The sequence below is a fragment of the Bradyrhizobium genosp. A genome (assembly GCF_049949275.1).
Lineage (GTDB): Bacteria > Pseudomonadota > Alphaproteobacteria > Rhizobiales > Xanthobacteraceae > Bradyrhizobium.
The window spans coordinates 3,881,837-3,897,972 of record NZ_CP188196.1 but is presented as its reverse complement, the minus strand read 5'-3'; the positions used below and the strand labels follow the sequence as shown (position 1 = coordinate 3,897,972).

General features: G+C 64.9%; 17 protein-coding genes. 10 read left to right on the top strand and 7 right to left on the bottom strand.

Features of this window, described 5'->3' with window-relative positions:
• Positions 1-136 precede the first annotated feature (136 nt).
• Both ACP2YP_RS17920 and ACP2YP_RS17915 read right to left on the bottom strand, forming a co-directional pair.
• A complete protein-coding gene (locus tag ACP2YP_RS17920; protein ID WP_426425697.1) occupies positions 137-1,162 on the bottom strand; it encodes a fatty acid desaturase family protein in 1,026 nt (341 codons plus the stop codon).
• Positions 1,163-1,165: 3 nt separating this feature from the next.
• Positions 1,166-1,867: a TetR/AcrR family transcriptional regulator C-terminal domain-containing protein gene (locus ACP2YP_RS17915; protein ID WP_426425696.1), complete on the bottom strand. Its 702-nt coding sequence runs from the start codon at positions 1,865-1,867 to the stop codon at positions 1,166-1,168.
• 344 nt (positions 1,868-2,211) lie between these two features.
• Between ACP2YP_RS17915 and rpsF the strand changes: the two genes are divergently transcribed.
• The 4 genes from rpsF (at position 2,212) to rplI (ending at position 4,700) form a co-directional block, all read left to right on the top strand.
• Positions 2,212-2,712 (top strand): 30S ribosomal protein S6, encoded by a 501-nt coding sequence (gene rpsF, locus ACP2YP_RS17910; RefSeq protein ID WP_426425695.1) that lies wholly within the window; start codon positions 2,212-2,214, stop codon positions 2,710-2,712.
• A gap of 5 nt (positions 2,713-2,717) precedes the next feature.
• Complete coding sequence (gene rpsR / locus ACP2YP_RS17905; RefSeq protein ID WP_007592020.1) at positions 2,718-2,957, top strand: 30S ribosomal protein S18; 240 nt, start codon at positions 2,718-2,720, stop codon at positions 2,955-2,957.
• A 639-nt stretch (positions 2,958-3,596) separates the two neighbouring features.
• The gene (locus ACP2YP_RS17900; RefSeq protein WP_426425694.1) at positions 3,597-4,046 is read left to right on the top strand and encodes a DUF2232 domain-containing protein; all 450 of its coding nucleotides are present in this window, start codon (positions 3,597-3,599) and stop codon (positions 4,044-4,046) included.
• 48 nt (positions 4,047-4,094) lie between these two features.
• Positions 4,095-4,700 carry a 50S ribosomal protein L9 gene (rplI, locus tag ACP2YP_RS17895; RefSeq protein ID WP_426425693.1) on the top strand — a complete coding sequence of 202 codons (606 nt, stop codon included), beginning with the start codon at positions 4,095-4,097 and terminating at the stop codon, positions 4,698-4,700.
• A 36-nt stretch (positions 4,701-4,736) separates the two neighbouring features.
• Here the strand turns inward: rplI and ACP2YP_RS17890 are convergent, their stop codons facing one another.
• The 3 genes from ACP2YP_RS17890 to ACP2YP_RS17880 form a co-directional block, all read right to left on the bottom strand.
• Positions 4,737-5,204, bottom strand: a complete 468-nt coding sequence (locus ACP2YP_RS17890) for a PaaI family thioesterase (RefSeq protein WP_426425692.1) — start codon at positions 5,202-5,204, stop codon at positions 4,737-4,739.
• Positions 5,201-5,812, bottom strand: coding sequence for a TetR/AcrR family transcriptional regulator (locus tag ACP2YP_RS17885; RefSeq protein ID WP_426425690.1), 612 nt, complete (start codon positions 5,810-5,812; stop codon positions 5,201-5,203). Before ACP2YP_RS17885 ends, ACP2YP_RS17890 begins: the two co-directional genes overlap by 4 nt.
• Positions 5,813-5,917: 105 nt before the next feature.
• Positions 5,918-6,922 (bottom strand): hypothetical protein, encoded by a 1,005-nt coding sequence (locus ACP2YP_RS17880; RefSeq protein WP_426425689.1) that lies wholly within the window; start codon positions 6,920-6,922, stop codon positions 5,918-5,920.
• A 279-nt stretch (positions 6,923-7,201) separates the two neighbouring features.
• Here ACP2YP_RS17880 and ACP2YP_RS17875 point away from each other — a divergent pair, with 279 nt between their 5' ends.
• From ACP2YP_RS17875 to alr, 3 genes are all read left to right on the top strand, one after another.
• Positions 7,202-8,452 carry a class I SAM-dependent methyltransferase gene (locus ACP2YP_RS17875; RefSeq protein WP_426425688.1) on the top strand — a complete coding sequence of 417 codons (1,251 nt, stop codon included), beginning with the start codon at positions 7,202-7,204 and terminating at the stop codon, positions 8,450-8,452.
• 762 nt (positions 8,453-9,214) lie between these two features.
• Positions 9,215-10,726: a replicative DNA helicase gene (locus ACP2YP_RS17870; protein ID WP_426425687.1), complete on the top strand. Its 1,512-nt coding sequence runs from the start codon at positions 9,215-9,217 to the stop codon at positions 10,724-10,726.
• A gap of 48 nt (positions 10,727-10,774) precedes the next feature.
• Positions 10,775-12,052, top strand: coding sequence for an alanine racemase (gene alr / locus ACP2YP_RS17865; protein ID WP_426425686.1), 1,278 nt, complete (start codon positions 10,775-10,777; stop codon positions 12,050-12,052).
• Between the two features lie 12 nt (positions 12,053-12,064).
• Here the strand turns inward: alr and ACP2YP_RS17860 are convergent, their stop codons facing one another.
• On the bottom strand, positions 12,065-12,283 hold the full coding sequence (locus ACP2YP_RS17860; RefSeq protein WP_426425685.1) for a cysteine rich repeat-containing protein: 219 nt from the start codon (positions 12,281-12,283) through the stop codon (positions 12,065-12,067).
• Between the two features lie 41 nt (positions 12,284-12,324).
• Between ACP2YP_RS17860 and ACP2YP_RS17855 the strand changes: the two genes are divergently transcribed.
• Positions 12,325-13,095 carry an exodeoxyribonuclease III gene (locus ACP2YP_RS17855; protein WP_426425683.1) on the top strand — a complete coding sequence of 257 codons (771 nt, stop codon included), beginning with the start codon at positions 12,325-12,327 and terminating at the stop codon, positions 13,093-13,095.
• A 119-nt stretch (positions 13,096-13,214) separates the two neighbouring features.
• On the opposite strand, the gene ACP2YP_RS17850 is transcribed toward ACP2YP_RS17855, so the two are convergent.
• Positions 13,215-13,583 carry a GFA family protein gene (locus ACP2YP_RS17850; RefSeq protein ID WP_426425681.1) on the bottom strand — a complete coding sequence of 123 codons (369 nt, stop codon included), beginning with the start codon at positions 13,581-13,583 and terminating at the stop codon, positions 13,215-13,217.
• 255 nt (positions 13,584-13,838) lie between these two features.
• On the opposite strand from ACP2YP_RS17850, the gene ACP2YP_RS17845 reads away from it, so the two are divergent.
• Entirely contained in the window at positions 13,839-14,567 is a 729-nt protein-coding gene (locus ACP2YP_RS17845; protein ID WP_426425679.1) for a sulfite exporter TauE/SafE family protein, read from the top strand.
• Positions 14,568-14,583: 16 nt separating this feature from the next.
• On the top strand, positions 14,584-16,032 hold the full coding sequence (gene radA / locus ACP2YP_RS17840; RefSeq protein ID WP_426425678.1) for a DNA repair protein RadA: 1,449 nt from the start codon (positions 14,584-14,586) through the stop codon (positions 16,030-16,032).
• The last annotated feature ends 104 nt before the right edge of the window (positions 16,033-16,136 follow it).

Sequence of the window (16,136 nt, the reverse complement as noted above, 5' to 3'; positions counted from 1 at the left end):
GAACCCGGCAGCCGATGACGCCCGGCCCGAGCCTTGGTTCCCGACCATGCTCCGAAAGGGGCCGTAGACCCGCCTAGGGCTAAAATGTCAAGCCAAGATGGGAACTTCGGCCTGCATTCAACCGGGGATTCTGCCCCTAGAATCCACCGTTGGTCTGGTTGGCGTCGACCGCCGCCCCGGCCTGCGCGCGGCGCGCGCTGTTCACCAACTGGCCGGGACGGTCATCCCGATCGGGCTTCGCGGTCGCGAGCCGCAGCACCGCGGCGTAGCCCGGCTGCACCTCCATCCGTTCGGCATGCCGGCTCTCACTGAGCAGGCGGTGAACTTTCGGCAGATTGTAGCAGGGCACGTAGAACAGCAGATGATGCTCGAGATGGTAGTTCACGTAGTACGGCGCGATGAACAGGCGCTCGAGAAAATTGGCGTGCGTGGTGCGCGTGTTGCGCAAGGGATCGCTGCTGTCGGGCACGACGGCATGCTCGGCGATGTTGCGGATGCGGGTGATGACCATCATCCAGGTCAATAGCGGCACCAGCCATAGCAGCGGATAGGCCCACCACACGCCGGCCACCGCGAGCGCTGCGAACATCGCAGCGTTGACGAGGCATTGCGGGCCGAGCTTTTCCCAGAAATGCGCGGCGCGCTGCCGCCACGGCCAGTCGTTCGGACCGATCGCGTTGAGCAATTGCGCCTTGCGCTGCTGATAGCCGGTCTGCCCGGTGATGTCGCGAATGAACTTGCGGCGATAGCTCAGCCTGGTGATCGGAAACGGCGCCGACAGCACGAGATCCGGGTCGTCCTCCTGCTGGGTGCGTGCATGATGCTGCAGGTGGTAGCGGCGATAGCTGCGCGTCTCGGCGAAGAGAGGATAGGCGCAGAGCCATTGGCTCAGGGCCAGATTGGTCTTCTCGTCGGCGGACAGGCAACCATGCGCGCCGTCATGCATCAGAATCGCTAAGCCCAGCTGGCGCGAGCCGATGATAGCAACGGCGAGAACATAGGTGATCGGATTGGGCCACCAGGCGACCAGCACGATCGCGCCAATGATCAGCGCCCAGGCGTGGGCGATCATGGCGACGCCCTTCCACGTCACACGCTGGCGCACGTCTGCCAATTGATCGTCGGTCAGGAAATCGCGGGCACGCATGCGAAGCGCGGTCATGACCTACTCCTCACTGGAAGTGTTGGACGCGTCGCGCTCGTCGACGAGACGCAGGCGCGCAGTGTCAGCAGTGGATTTCGCCTGCTCGCCGAGCACGCGCAGCATCTCTGCGCAGAGTGCCTCTGGCGAGCGGCCCATGGCGTAGCCTTCGAGAATGATTCCGATGGCGACGGCCCAGAACCGCCGCGAGCTTTCGTCGGGCGCACGCAGCGAGCGCCAGCCATGGCGCGCGACCTGGCTCGCATAGGCGCGCGCGCCCTCGCTATGCAAACGTTCGATGGTGCGCTCGACCAGCGGCGCCAGATCCTGCCGCCGCCGCGTCAGCGTCAGCGCCTCGGCGAAGAAGGCGATCGAATCGCTCGCGGTCACGGTCTCGGCCAGCGCATGGGTGTATTCCCGCGGCGTGCGCGCCTTGAGCGCGGCCTGCTCGGTCGCGCGCGCCAGATAGAGGAGATCGCGGCAGGCGCATTCGACGAACAGCGCCTCCTTGGTGCGGAAGTAATAGGTGATCTGGCTCGGGAACGCGTCCGCTGCGGCTGCGATATCGGTGATCGCGGTGCCCGACAGCCCCCGCTCCCGAAACAGCGGGCTGGCGGCGTCCAGCAGCAGGGAACGCATCTTGCGTCCGGCCGAACGCGTCGCCCGCGCGGCATGCTTGGGGTCGCCAGCCGCCTCAAACGGCTCCTGGGCCGACTTTTCCACCATCGGATCCTCTCGTTGACTTATTTGTATGGCATACAAACAAATAGATCAAGCCGGAAGTGATATAGGAGGACGGTCCCCACCACCCCGCACCGGAACGACCCGGGCCGAAAACACGGCCGCAAACCTTGCCAAGCCGGCCAAAATCCGTATAAGGCGCGCATCCGCAGACCCCGGCCGGGAGCTGAACGGACGGTCTCAGCAAATCATTCGTGATTTTGGTGTGGCAGGGCCAGTCGGCCCGTCGTCCCGTGTTTCCGCCTTCTGAGCTTAATCCCAGAGTCCTTTCCGAAGGTCTCTTAAGGGCTTGACGCCGGGCGATGCGCTAACATGAGGAAAGGACGACTATGGCTCTCTATGAGCATGTTTTTCTCGCGCGCCAAGACGCGAGCTCGCAGCAGGTCGAAGAGCTGACTGCGCAGATGACCGGCATCGTCGAAGGTCTCGGCGGCAAGGTCACCAAGACCGAGAACTGGGGCGTTCGCTCCCTCACCTACCGCATGAACAAGAACCGCAAGGCGCACTTCGTGCTGCTCAACATCGACGCGCCCTCCGCGGCGATCGCCGAGATCGAGCGCCAGGAGCGCATCAGCGAAGACGTGATCCGTTATCTCAGCGTCCGCGTCGAAGAGCTCGAGGAAGGCCCGTCTGCGATGATGCGCAAGGCCGACCGCGATCGCGAGCGTGACGACCGTGGCGGTGGATTCCGCGATCGTGAAGGCGGCGGCTTCCGTGGCGACCGCGAAGGCGGTTTCCGTGGTGGCGATCGCGACGGCGGTGGCTTCCGCGGCGATCGCGGCCCGCGCCGTCCGCGCGAAGACGCTGAAACCACGACGGATGGGGAGTAAGAACAATGGCTGAAGCTGGTGCACGCCGCCCGTTTTTCCGTCGTCGCAAGAGCTGCCCGTTCACGGGCGCCAATGCTCCGAAGATCGACTACAAGGACTCCAAGCTCTTGATGCGTTACGTCTCCGAGCGCGGCAAGATCGTGCCGAGCCGCATCACCGCGGTGTCCGCGAAGAAGCAGCGTGAGCTCGCCCGCGCCATCAAGCGCGCGCGGTTCCTGGGCCTGCTGCCCTACGTCATTCGCTAAGACGAATTCGACCGGCGGCGATCACGCCGCCGGTCGTGATTTTCTGAACTCATAAGGCTTCCGGGTCGTCCGGTCGCCGATGGTTGGGGCAAAGCGCCTCTAACCGCTCGAAGGGAGCGGGACAGCTGATGATGGTATTTGGACTGATAGCCCTGATCGCCGGCGCTGCGTCGGCCCTGATGTTCGCCTCGATCCTGTCGGGCGCGCTGATCTCGCTCGTCCTGGTTTACCTCGCTCCGCTGCCGCTCATGCTCGCCGCGATCGCCTGGGGACCGCTCTGCGGCGCACTTGGTGGCCTCGTCGCGACGCTCGTCATCGCCGGCGCGCTCAGCCCGCCCCTCGCCCTCGGCTATGGTCTGGCGTTCGCGTTGCCGGCCTGGTGGCTTGGCCATCTCGCCATGCTGGGAAGGCCCGTGGCTGACGGCGTCGCCGGCAACGATGCCGCACCGCTCCAGGTCGAATGGTATCCGCTTGGACGTATCCTGCTCTGGATTGCGGCGCTGGCGACGCTCCTGACCGCTGGATCTCTGTTTTCGCTGGGAAGTGATGCGTCGACCATTAGCGACGCGATGCGCAACGGCTTCGCCAAAATTCTTTCACTGGTGAGCGAGACGACCGTTACGGAGATGCGTCGGCCTGATGGTCGCGGTCATTCCGGTTCTGGTCGCCGCATCGCAGATGGCGACGCTGACCTTGAACCTCTGGCTTGCCGCCAAGGTCGCTTCTGTCTCAGGGCGGCTGCATCGGCCCTGGCCGGACCTCAACGGTACGAGCCTGCCGCCGATGACTCTGGTCGCACTCTGCATCGCGCTTGCCTTCAGCTTCTTCGGCGGAATGACCGGCATTCTCGCCGTCGTCGTCACGACCGTCTTGATGATGGCCTATGCGCTGGTCGGCCTTGCCGTCCTGCACACCATCACGCGCGACCTCGCCAATCGCGCGTTCTGGCTCACCTCCGTCTACGCCATCCTCTTCATGTTCAGCGTGAGCCTTGTGCTGCTGACCGCCCTTGGGCTCGCGGATGCCGTGTTCGGCTTCCGCGAGCGCTTCCTGCGCAACCGGCAACCGCCGCCATTGCCGACCACTTAAGTCCAACCCGAAACCTGAAAACCCAGAGCACTTAAAAGGAGAACGAATATGGAAGTCATTTTGCTGGAACGCGTGAGCAAGCTCGGCCAGATGGGCGAAGTCGTGAAGGTTCGCGACGGTTATGCCCGCAATTTCCTGCTCAAGCGCGGTAAGGCGCTGCGCGCCACCGCCGACAACCGCGCCAAGTACGACGGCATGAAGGCCGACCTCGAGGCACGCAACCTCGCGTCGAAGGGCGAGGCGTCGAAGGTCGCCGAGAAGATCGAGGGCAAGAACATCATCGTGATCCGTCAGGCTTCGGAAGCCGGCCAGCTGTTCGGCTCGGTCACGGTGCGTGACGTGGTTGTCGCCTTCGAGGCCGACGGCGTTTCGCTTAACCGTCCTCAGGTGCAGCTCGACGCGCCGATCAAGACCATCGGCAAGCACACCATCACCGTCGCCGTTCACCCCGAAGTCGAGGTCGAGGTCAGTGTCACGGTTGCGCGCAGCCAGGACGAGGCCGAGCGCATCAACCGCGGCGAGGACATCTCCACCCGCAACGAGGACCGCGATGCGGCGGCCGAGGCGATCGCCGCCGCCGGCGAGTTCTTCGATCCGGAAGCCCAGCACGACGACGCCGAGCCGGCCCCGGCTGCGGAAGAGACCGAGAAGTAAGCCTCGCCCTTACGCAGGCTGCAAAGCCCGGCTGCCTCAGGCAGCCGGGCTTTTCGTTTTTGCACTTACATCCTCGCTCAGTATCGCGATCGAGGCGAGCGCCGTCGCCGTATGCTTCTCGACGCCGTCGCTGACGCAGAACACGTCGGCCGCGACCACGGAAACCTGACGGCCCGGTTTGATCACCCTCGCACGGCAGATCAGCTTGTCGCCGACCGCCGGCGACAGCAGGTTGAGCTTGTATTCCGCCGTCAGCGCCGGCTGGCCGCGCGAGGTCGCCGCCGCAATGGTCGTGGCATTGTCGACCAGGAAGGCGGTGACGCCGCCATGGAAGAAGCCGTGCTGCTGCAACAGCTCCGGCCGACGCTCGACCGCAATCGTGCAAGTGCCCCGCGACAATTCCGACAGCTCGGCGCCGACCAGATTCATAAAGCCCTGTCGGCCGACATTGGCGTGGATACGCTCGGCTACTGCTGCGAACTCGGGATCGGCTTCGTTGCTCATGTCGCCACTCCTTCCTTGGTGTTGACACGCCCGGGCGGCACCAGCGCACGGATGGCGCAGGCGATCAGTGTGTCGGCCTCGCCGCGCGGATCGGCGCGATCACGCCCGGAGAGAAAGGCCCGGCAGAAGATCTGCGCGGGGCCGATCAGCTGACTGACGAACATCACCGGTGTCATCGGCAGAAGCTCGCCGCTTGCGACCAACGGCGCGCGCCAGCGCCCGATGCCTTCGGCGAGCCGCGCATTCTGCGCGCGCTGGGCGTCGCGGACGTCCTCACCCCACTCGTTGCGCGAGATCTCGAAGAGATAGCGCGCCTCGCGGCGGCTCAGCACGACCCAGTCGAGATGGGCCCGGATCAGGCGATCGATGCCCTGCTCGGCATCGGCGACCTGATCGAGCGCGGCGAGCATCGCGGCGTGATAGTGCCGCAGCACCTCCAGGAACAGCGCGCCGGCGAGCTCCTTCTTGGAGCCGAACACGTGAAAAAAGCTGCCGTTGGAGGCACGGGCCTTGGCGCGGATCGCGGCCACCGTCGCGCCCTCGAAGCCCGACCGGTCGAACACCGCGAGCCCCGCAGCCAACAGATCGTCACGAACGCCGGACGACATCGCCACCTCTTGGAGTAACACTCTAGAGTAATGCTCTAATGGCGGTCAAGACACTGCGAAGGCCGCGCTTGGGCGCGGCCTTCGCAGATCGACGGGATTGTCGGCTTATCGCGAGATCGGCGGCGCCGGCGGACCGGAGGGCTCGGCGGGCGCAGACGGTGCCGGTTCTGCCGGCTTGGCCGCCGGTTCGGAGCTGGGCGCGGGCTCGGCCGGTTTAGAGACGGCCGCTTCCGCAGGCTTGGGCGCAGCCGGTTCAGCCGGCTTTGCGGCCGCCGGCGGGGCCGGTGTCACCTGCGGCACCGGATCGGGGCGCAGCGCCGGCGTCTCGCTGCTGCTCGGCTCGACCTTGGCGCTCTCCGGCTTGGCCTCTGCCGGCTTGGCCTCTGCCGGCTTTTCGGCCGGCTTGGCGTTGTCGGGTTTGGACTCGTCGCGACCGGAATCGACCTTGGCGCTCTCACTCTTCGGTTCGGTCTTGGGCTCAGTTTTGGAATCGACCTTCGGCGCGGCTGCGTCGTCCGTCTCCGGCTTGCCGCGCTTGCTCATGCGCTTGCCTTTGCGGCCCTGGGGCGGTTGTTCGGCGGTGGTCTCGGGCTTGGCGCCTTCCTTGGCGCCTTCCTTGGCGCCCTCTTCGCTCGGCCGCGCGGCGCGCTTCTGGCGCCCCTCAGGCGCCGGGGCAGCAGCGCCCTCGCCCTCCGGCTTGGCGGCCTCCTGCGAGCGCTGGCGGCGACCTTGATGCTCTGGCGACTGCCCAGGATTCGTGTTGGCGTCCTTCTCCTTGGCGCCGTCCTTCTTGTCCTTGCCGTCCTTGCCACCATCCTTGGACTGGTAGCGGGCGTCGGTGGCGCCGTTGGAGATGAGGTACGAGGCCAGCACGCCGGCCATGTCCGGGCTGGTGGTGTAGTGCTGACGCAGGAAGCTTGGCAGCGAGCCCGGCGCCACCGTCTTCAACAGACCTCGCGGGCTCTTGTGGCAGGCATTGCAGGTCTGCGCGAAGATCTGGGATGGGGCCTTGCCGGCCTCGAGGTTCGTCGCCTGCGCCAGAACGGCATCGGTGGCGCTGAAGCCAATCAGAAACAGCACCGTGGCGAGACTGAGCGCTCGGCTCGACATTCCCATCATCTCCATTGAAATCCGATAGATACGGCCGGCATGCGGGCGCGGCGGCGGTCACCTTTTAGCCGATTGCGCCGTGAATGGAAGCGCACTCATCAAGCATGTGATCCCGCGATTTTCGAATATCGGGTTTGAACACAACGCATTAGCGGTCCGGGAACAGGCTGCCTAGATTTACATGCGAGCGCATGGGAACCAATATAGTCTCAGGCGCGTGAATGTGTGATGGCCGGGTTTAGTCGCTTCTTTTCGGGTTCGCTCGAGAGGTGTGTGTCGATGGACCGCTTGTTGCGTAAGTTCTTGTCCCAATTCATCCGCCGCGGGTCGATGACGGTGACCACGGCAGGCGGAATGAAGTTCACCGTCGGCGACGGCTCCGGCGAGCCGGTCGAAGTCCGCTTCGTCACTGCCGACGCACAAAAGAGAGTCCTCATCAATCCCGAGCTCGGGCTTGGCGAGGCCTTTATGAATAGCGAGTTCGTCGTCGAGCGGGGCAGTATAGCTGATGCCCTCGCGATCCTGCTCGATCAAGCCGAGCTGTTGCCGCACTGGGCAAAACCCTGGTGGCACCTGCGCTATCTCGTCCGGCACCTGCGGCAGTTCAATCCGCGGGCACGCGCACGAACCAACGTCGCGCATCACTACGATCTCGACGCGCGGCTCTATTCGCTCTTCCTCGACGCCGACAAGCAATATAGCTGCGCCTATTTCGAGACGCAGGACGCCACCCTCGACGACGCGCAGCTCGCCAAGAAGCGGCATGTCACTGCAAAGCTGCTGGTCAGTCGCGGCCAGCGCGTGCTCGACATCGGCTCAGGCTGGGGCGGCCTCGGCCTCTATCTCGCCGAGATCGCAGGCGCCGACGTGACCGGCGTGACGCTGTCGACGGAGCAGTTGCAGATTGCGAACGCGCGCGCCGCCGAAAAAGGCCTGACGCGACAAGCACGCTTCCTGCTCCAGGACTATCGCGACATCGATGGCCCATTCGACCGCATCGTCTCGGTCGGCATGTTCGAGCACGTCGGAGCCAGATTCTACGACACTTACTTCAAGCGCTGCGCCGAGCTGCTCAGCGATGACGGCGTCATGCTGCTGCACTCGATCGGCCGCTCGCAGGGGCCGGATTCGACCAATCCCTGGATCGCCAAATACATCTTCCCCGGCGGTTACATCCCGTCGCTGTCGGAGGTGCTGCCCGCGATCGAGGACGCCGGTCTATTGGTTTGCGACGTCGAGATCTTGCGCCTGCACTACGCCGAGACCCTGAAGGCCTGGCGGGAACGTTTCATGGCGCGGCGCGAGGAAGCCGTGCAGCTCTACGACGAGCGCTTCGCGCTGATGTGGGAGTTTTATCTCGCCGCCTGCGAGATGACGTTCCGCAAGCAGGGCATGATGAATTTCCAGATCCAGCTGACCAAGCGCCAAGGCGTGGTCCCGATGACCCGCGACTATATCGCCCACGAAGAAGCGCGGCTGCGCTGCCTCGAGGGCGGCGCCATGCCGAAGCTGAAGCTTGCCGGTGAATGAGTTCTAGTGACGCAGGGTCGAAATCGGCGAGATCCGGCAAGAAGCCGGTAACGCTAGCTGCGCACGCAATGCTGCGAGGGTTTCGGGCGCGACCGGCAATCGCCGCTGCTCGGGCCGCGCGGCATGCTCCATGGCCGCGATCAGTCCGGACAGCCAAAGCCGGCTGCCAGCGTCGCTTCGCCAAACCTGTCGCTGCCGTTCTGGCCGCATCGCTTGCCTCGTCTCCCTAGTGGCAGGTTATGGGAGACAATCCCCTACCCGCTAGTTCTGTTCCGGAGGTACCCCCGAAAGAATCCGGGGAAATGTGATCTGCTTCACATAAGTCTGGTTGGTCCTGGCCTAGATCGTCGCCATGAGCAAAGAGACCCAAACCTCCTTCGACGTGCAGGACGACCTCCGCACCGATTACGCCCTGATCGCCAGCGGCGTCGGCGCGGCCCTGGTTGCGCTGGTCTACCTCCTGCTGGTCTGAAGCCCGCGCCGAAGCGGCCAGCGTGCGTCATTTCGCGCGCTCTTTGATACGTCTGCGCCTCAATCCATAAGGTTCACGGCATCCGGATTTATCCGTGGTGCGGCCGCGGCCGCTTCCCAGCGCCGGGCGAGTTCCGCAAAAATCCGTCAAGCGCGGCGCTTGCTGCGACCGCTAACCATCCACCATTTTAATGATCGGTTGATAGCGGCGAGCTTTTGCTTCCGCTTTGGCTTGAGGCGGCGCTTTATCCCGGCCCCGCATCCGCCCCAGAAAATTGCTATCGCTCGACAATGGCCCTGACTGATTCGAACGTCCTCAAACTCGCGCCCGAACCCGGAACTCCCGCTTATCGGAGCGCGCCGCACAATATCGAGGCGGAACAGAGCCTTCTCGGCGCGATTCTGGTCAACAACGACGCCTTCTATCGTGTCTCCGACTTCCTGGAGCCGAAGCACTATTTCGAGCCGCTGCACCAGACCATCTTCGAGACCGCCAGCAGCCTGATCCGGATGGGCAAGATCGCCACGCCCGTGACGCTGAAGACGTTCCTGCCCGCCGACACCGATGTCGGCGGCATGACCATCGGCCAATATCTGGCGCGGCTCGCGGCCGAGGCGACCACCATCATCAACGCCCAGGACTATGGGCGCACCATCTACGATCTTGCGCTGCGTCGTGACCTCATCGGCATCGGCGAAGACATGGTCAATGTCGCCTATGACGCGCCGGTCGACTTCGCGCCGCGGGCGCAGATCGAGGACGCCGAGCGCCGCCTCTACGAGCTCGCCGAGTCCGGCCGTTATGACGGCGGCTTCCAGAAGTTCTCGCAGGCGTTGGCGGTCGCCGTCGATCTCGCGGCAAAGGCGTTCCAGCGCGACGGAAAGCTGTCCGGCATCTCGACGGGGATGCGCGACCTCGACACCAAGATGGGCGGCCTGCAGCACTCCGACCTCATCATCGTGGCCGGACGCCCGGGCATGGGCAAGACGTCGCTGGCGACCAACATCGCCTACAACGTCGCCAAGGCCTATGTCGGCGAGGTCCAGGCCGACGGCACCATGAAGGCCGCCAATGGCGGCGTGATCGGCTTCTTCTCCTGCGAAATGTCGGCCGACCAGCTCGCCACGCGTATCGTGGCCGAGCGCACCGGAATTCCCTCCTCCCACATCCGTCGCGGCGGCATCTCGGAAGCCGATTTCGACAAGATCCGGGAGGTCTCGATCGAGCTGCAGTCGCTGCCTTTCTATGTCGACGCGACCGGCGGCCTGTCGATTGCGCAGCTGATGGCGCGCGCGCGCCGGCTGAAGCGCCAGAAGGGCCTCGACCTGCTCGTGATCGACTACATCCAGCTGCTCTCCGGCTCAGGCAAACGCGCCAACGACAGCCGCGTGCAGGAAATCACGGAGATCACGACGAGCCTGAAGGCGCTGGCGAAGGAGCTCAACGTCCCCGTGATCGCGCTGTCGCAGCTCTCGCGTCAGGTCGAATCCCGCGACGACAAGCGGCCGCAGCTCTCCGACTTGCGTGAATCCGGATCAATCGAGCAGGACGCCGACGTCGTGCTGTTCGTTTACCGCGAGGAATATTACCTCGCGATGAAGGAGCCACGGCCGGGCACGCCCGAACACGAGAAATGGCGCCTGGACATGGACCTAGCGTACGGCAAGGCCGAAGTCATCATCGGCAAGCAGCGCCACGGCCCGACAGGCACCGTCGATTTGGCGTTCGAAGCCTCGGTCACGCGGTTCGGCGACCTCGCGCCCGACAGTCAGCTGCCGGCTCGCAGCGGCAACGACTACTGAGAGTTCCTTGAACCGGGCCGGCCTCTTGCGTAAAACGGCGTCATGACAATGGCGTCCAACCCGAACACGATCCCGCAATCCGGCCTTCTCTCTGCGGAAGCCAATCAGGCTGCCGCGCTCGCAGCCCACGGCGGCGTGCTCACCGTCGATCTCGACGCCATCATCGCCAACTGGCGCAAGCTGGAGAAGACGGCCGTGCCGGCTGAGTGCTCGGCGGTGATCAAGGCCGACGCTTACGGCTGCGGCACCGCGCAGGTCGCGCTTGCGCTGAACAAGGCCGGCTGCAAGACCTTCTTCGTCGCCACGATCGAGGAGGCGCGCACGGCGCGCGCGGCGGTACCGGACGCTGCGATCTACGTGCTCGGCGGCTATTTCCAGAACACCGGCGAGCACTACGCCAAGATCAACTGCCGTCCCGTGATCGGCGACCTCAACGAGCTCGCCGAATGGGACGTGTTCTGCCGCCGCACCGGCTGGTCCGGGGGCGCCGCGATCCATATCGACACCGGCATGAACCGGCTCGGGCTGACGCTTGCGGAGGCGCAGGCCATCATCCCCCGCATCAATGCCGGCGATCACGGCATCACGCTGGTGATGAGCCATCTGGTCTCGGCCGAGCAGCTCAACAGCCCCGTCAATGCCAAGCAGCTCGCGGCCTTCCGCAGCATCGCCAGCGAATTTTCCGGTGTGCCCGCGACGCTTGCAAATTCGTCCGGCATTTTCCTTGGTGCGCCCTTCCAGTTCGACCTGGTTCGGCCGGGCGCTGCGCTCTACGGCGTCAATCCGACGCCGGAGGCCGACAATCCGATGCAGCCCGTGGTCGACCTCAAGGCGCGGATCGTGCAGACCCGCACCATCGAGCGCGGCGAGAGCGTCGGCTATGGCGGCACCTGGACCGCGCGGCGACCGACCAAGCTCGCGATCATCGCGGTCGGCTATGCCGACGGCTATTTCCGCGCCGCCAGCTCCAATGACGGCACCCGCGGCGCCGAGGTGATCGTTGCCGGCAAGCGCTGCCCAGTGGCGGGCCGCATCTCGATGGACCTGATCGCGATCGACATCACCGACCTTCCGCCAAACGCGGCGCGTCGCGGCCACATGGTGACGCTGCTCGGCGACGGCATCACTGTCGACGAGCTCGCGCATCATTTCGGCACGATCGGCTATGAGGTGCTGACCAGCCTCGGTCCCCGCTATGCGCGCATCTACAAGGGCGGCGATGTGGCGGAGCCGCTGGCGAAGCTGGAGCCCGCGCAGGCGGCCGAACCGCCGCACTCCCCGCCGCCCGTCGAGCAGCCGGCAAGTCCGCCGCCGCTACCGAGCTGAGCTGTCAGCCGCTTACTTCTTCTTCCTGCTATCCAGCGCTGCCTTACAGGTCGTGCTGAGCTGATCGCGCTTGCCGTTGAGGCAGGCCACGATGCCGCCGCCGGGCGCGATGCCGGCGCAGAATTTGTCGTAGTCCGCCTTGCATGCGCCGCGTGGATCGGCCGATTGTGCGGAACTGGCCCCGGAGAGTGCGACGACGAATGCGATAGCGGCAAAGCTCAACTTGGACATTGTGTCTCCGGTGTCGGGACGTACGAGGCGATCAGCTCTACATGAAGATTGCGACATTCAACATCAACAACATCAATCGCCGCCTGCCCAATCTGCTCGCATGGATGCGCGCGGCGAGGCCCGACGTGGTCGCGCTCCAGGAGTTGAAGGCAAGTGATGGCGAATTTCCGGCAGCGGCCATCGAAAAGGCCGGCTACGGCGCAGTCTGGCGCGGACAGAATACCTGGAACGGCGTCGCCATCCTCGCCCGCGGCGCCGAGCCCGTGCTGACGCGCGACCGGCTGCCGGGAAAACCCGACGACCACGAGGCTCGCTACATCGAGGCCGCCGTGCGCGGCATCATCGTCACCAGCATCTATCTGCCCAACGGCAATCCGCAGCCAGGGCCGAAGTTCGACTACAAGCTGGACTGGCTTGCGCGGCTGAAGCGCCACGCCAAGACTTTCATCAAGCAGGACCTGCCCGTGGTGCTCGCCGGCGACTACAACGTCGCGCCGGCGGCGATCGACATCTATCCGACGCGGTCATGGGACAAGGATGCGCTGATCCAGCCGCAAAGCCGTGCGGCGTTCGCCTCGCTCGTCGAGCAAGGCTGGTGCGATGCGATCCGCGAGCTGCACGGAGACAAGCGCATGTACACCTTCTGGGACTACAAGCGAAACCGCTGGGCGCGCGATGCGGGGCTCAGGCTCGACCACCTGCTGCTCAGCCCTGCGCTCGTCTCGCGCCTGGCAAAGGCCGGCGTCGACAAGAACGTACGCGGCGAGGACGGCGCGAGCGATCATGCTCCGGCGTGGGTGATGTTGAAATAAGCGAGGTGCCGTAGGGTGGGCAAAGCGAAGCGTGCCCACCAAATTCGCTTGTGCAGACAGATGGTGGGCACGGCGCAAGCGCGCCTTTGCGTACAGCAGATATGCGTGAAACCGCACGCTCACCACAAATTCCTGCCGTCGATCATGTTGACCGGCACAGCCTCCAGATCGAAATCGTCGAACAGGCGCGCATTCACCCCGACCTTGGGATTGTCGAAATCGGGCTTGCCTGTCGACCAGTCCGGCGACTCCGAATAGGTGCCGCAGCCGCAATTCGCGCAGAAATGATGTTTGACCGTGCGGCTCCCCCAGAGATAGGTCGCGACATTGTCAGGCGGTGACAGCAGCCGAAACTGCGCCGGCGTGTAATAGGCCCACAGCGCGCCGCGCTTGGTGCAGAGCGAGCAGGTACAGCGCGTCACGCTCGAAGGCGCCTCTGCCACCTCGAATACCGTCTCACCGCAATGACAACTTGCCTCGATCGGCATGACCTGCGCTCCGTTTTGTCAGGAGGTGGTCATAGCCCGCCCCTGCTGCCAACATGCTGTCAGCAGCATGGCTACCCTTGCACTCCAAATGGCGCACGCTCTTGCGAGCGGGGCCAACAAATATGAAAACAACCCCATGCACAGTAGCCGACCTATGTCAGATCAATACCTTACCCGGTTCCCGCGAAGCGCAATTTGACTCGTCGAGCAAAACACCGGCACCCTGCCAGCATCCAAGAATTACATCCCGATCCCTTGGCCTTTCTCTTCGTCCTCATCGTTGGCCTGATCGCAGGCACCATGTCCGGCATCGTCGGCACGGGCTCGTCGATCATGCTGATGCCGGTGCTGGTCTACGCCTATGGACCGAAGGAGGCCGTGCCGATCATGGCGGTCGCCTCCGTGATGGCAAACTTTTCGCGCATCCTGGCGTGGTGGCGCGAGGTCAACTGGCGGGCCTGCCTGGCCTATTCGGTCACCGGCATTCCGGCTGCGGTGCTGGGCGCACGGACGCTGCTCGCCCTGCCCTCGCACGCCGTGGATCTCGCCATCGGCATCTTCCTGATCGCGATGGTACCGGTGCGGCACTGGCTGGCGCGGCACGATCTCACAGCTAATCTCTGGCATCTCGCGATCGGCGGGGCGGTCATCGGTTATCTCACCGGCATCGTGGTCTCGACCGGCCCGCTCAGCGTCCCGCTATTCCTGTTCTATGGCCTGAGCAAGGGCGCCTTCCTCGCGACGGAAGCGGCTTCCTCCCTCGGCCTCTACTTCGCGAAATCGGTGACGTTCGAACGCTTCGGCGCGCTGACGCAGGAGGTCTTCATCAAGGGCCTGATCGCGGGCTCCTCGCTGATGGCCGGCGCTTTCGTCGCCAAGCGCTTCGTGCTGCACCTGAAACCAGGGATGTTCCGCCTGGTGATGGATGCGATCATGGTCGCGGCCGGGCTCTCCATGCTATGGAACGCGACGCAATCCTCCTGACACCGATTCACTTCCCATGGCCAAGAACACGCTTTCCTTCGTCTGCCAGAACTGCGGCGCGGCCTATAACCGCTGGCAGGGCAAGTGCGAGTCCTGCGGCGAATGGAATACGCTGGCCGAGGAGGACGCGACCGGCAGTGTGCCGGTCTCGATCCGCTCCAAGCGCAAGGGCCGCACCTTTGCGCTGGAGAGCCTCGCGGGAAAAAGCCCTGACGCGCCGCGTTTGTCCTCCGGCATGACCGAGCTCGACCGCGTGACCGGCGGCGGCTTCGTCCGCGGCTCGGTGCTGCTCGTCGGCGGCGATCCCGGCATCGGCAAATCGACGCTGCTGACACAGGCGACCAGTCTGATGGCGCGCGCCGGGCACCGCATCGTCTACATCTCCGGCGAAGAAGCCATTGCCCAGGTGCGGCTGCGCGCGGAGCGGCTCGGGCTGTCGGACGCACCGGTGCAGCTCGCGGCCGAAACCTCGGTCGAGGATATCGTCTCGACTTTGTCGGAAGGCGCCGTCCCCCGGCTGATCGTCATCGACTCGATCCAGACCATGTGGACCGACACGGTGGAATCGGCGCCCGGCACGGTGACGCAGGTGCGCGCCTCGGCGCAGGCGCTGATTCGTTTCGCCAAGAAGACCGGTGCCGCCATCATCCTGGTCGGCCACGTCACCAAGGACGGCCAGATCGCCGGCCCCCGCGTGGTCGAGCACATGGTCGATGCCGTGATGTCGTTCGAGGGCGAAGGCTCGCAGCAATTCCGTATCCTGCGCGCCGTGAAGAACCGTTTTGGTCCGACCGACGAGATCGGCGTGTTCGAGATGACCGGCCTCGGCCTGCGCGAGGTCACCAACCCGTCCGAGCTGTTCCTGTCCGAGCGTGACCTCGGCACGCCAGGCACCGCAGTCTTCGCCGGCATCGAGGGCACGCGGCCCGTTCTGGTCGAATTGCAGGCGCTGGTGGCCCCGACCTCGCTCGGCACCCCGCGCCGCGCCGTGGTCGGCTGGGATCAGAGCAGGCTCTCGATGGTGCTGGCGGTGCTGGAAGCCCATTGCGGGGTCAAACTCTCCGGCCACGACGTCTATCTGAACGTTGCGGGCGGCCTGCGCATCCACGAGCCGGCGGCCGACATGGCCGCCGCGGCGGCGCTGGTGTCCTCCCTGGTTAATGCGCAGTTACCCACCGATGCGGTCTATTTCGGCGAGATTTCGCTCTCCGGCGTCATCCGCCCGGTGGCGCAGACCCCGGCCCGGCTCAAGGAAGCGGTCAAGCTCGGCTTCAAGCGCGCCGTGCTGCCCGAATCGGCCCGCGGCGGCGATGCCAGCGGCGACGCTGGACTGACCCTGAACGCGGTCAACAGCCTCACCACCCTGGTCGCTGAAATCGCCGCCAAGGGCTCCCGCCGCGGCGACTCGAACCCGGCTGCGGAGAAAAATGCCACACCGGCAAGATTCCGCCGTGGAGAGGGGTAGCTGGAGGTGACGTCGAGCGTCCCCACCGCTATACAGCCGTCACAAAAGCAGCATGGGATTGCGTGGTTACGGCCTTGCCGGAAGCACCGTCTGCCCGTCACTTA

What these genes read in the sequence shown, in the direction of transcription:
- ACP2YP_RS17920 (WP_426425697.1), bottom strand. Translation starts at nt 1,162, where the DNA reads ATGACCGCGCTTCGCATGCGTGCCCGCGATTTCCTGACCGACGATCAA.
- ACP2YP_RS17915 (WP_426425696.1), bottom strand. Translation starts at nt 1,867, where the DNA reads ATGGTGGAAAAGTCGGCCCAGGAGCCGTTTGAGGCGGCTGGCGACCCC.
- rpsF (WP_426425695.1), top strand. Translation starts at nt 2,212, where the DNA reads ATGGCTCTCTATGAGCATGTTTTTCTCGCGCGCCAAGACGCGAGCTCG.
- rpsR (WP_007592020.1), top strand. Translation starts at nt 2,718, where the DNA reads ATGGCTGAAGCTGGTGCACGCCGCCCGTTTTTCCGTCGTCGCAAGAGC.
- ACP2YP_RS17900 (WP_426425694.1), top strand. Translation starts at nt 3,597, where the DNA reads ATGGTCGCGGTCATTCCGGTTCTGGTCGCCGCATCGCAGATGGCGACG.
- rplI (WP_426425693.1), top strand. Translation starts at nt 4,095, where the DNA reads ATGGAAGTCATTTTGCTGGAACGCGTGAGCAAGCTCGGCCAGATGGGC.
- ACP2YP_RS17890 (WP_426425692.1), bottom strand. Translation starts at nt 5,204, where the DNA reads ATGAGCAACGAAGCCGATCCCGAGTTCGCAGCAGTAGCCGAGCGTATC.
- ACP2YP_RS17885 (WP_426425690.1), bottom strand. Translation starts at nt 5,812, where the DNA reads ATGTCGTCCGGCGTTCGTGACGATCTGTTGGCTGCGGGGCTCGCGGTG.
- ACP2YP_RS17880 (WP_426425689.1), bottom strand. Translation starts at nt 6,922, where the DNA reads ATGTCGAGCCGAGCGCTCAGTCTCGCCACGGTGCTGTTTCTGATTGGC.
- ACP2YP_RS17875 (WP_426425688.1), top strand. Translation starts at nt 7,202, where the DNA reads ATGGACCGCTTGTTGCGTAAGTTCTTGTCCCAATTCATCCGCCGCGGG.
- ACP2YP_RS17870 (WP_426425687.1), top strand. Translation starts at nt 9,215, where the DNA reads ATGGCCCTGACTGATTCGAACGTCCTCAAACTCGCGCCCGAACCCGGA.
- alr (WP_426425686.1), top strand. Translation starts at nt 10,775, where the DNA reads ATGGCGTCCAACCCGAACACGATCCCGCAATCCGGCCTTCTCTCTGCG.
- ACP2YP_RS17860 (WP_426425685.1), bottom strand. Translation starts at nt 12,283, where the DNA reads ATGTCCAAGTTGAGCTTTGCCGCTATCGCATTCGTCGTCGCACTCTCC.
- ACP2YP_RS17855 (WP_426425683.1), top strand. Translation starts at nt 12,325, where the DNA reads ATGAAGATTGCGACATTCAACATCAACAACATCAATCGCCGCCTGCCC.
- ACP2YP_RS17850 (WP_426425681.1), bottom strand. Translation starts at nt 13,583, where the DNA reads ATGCCGATCGAGGCAAGTTGTCATTGCGGTGAGACGGTATTCGAGGTG.
- radA (WP_426425678.1), top strand. Translation starts at nt 14,584, where the DNA reads ATGGCCAAGAACACGCTTTCCTTCGTCTGCCAGAACTGCGGCGCGGCC.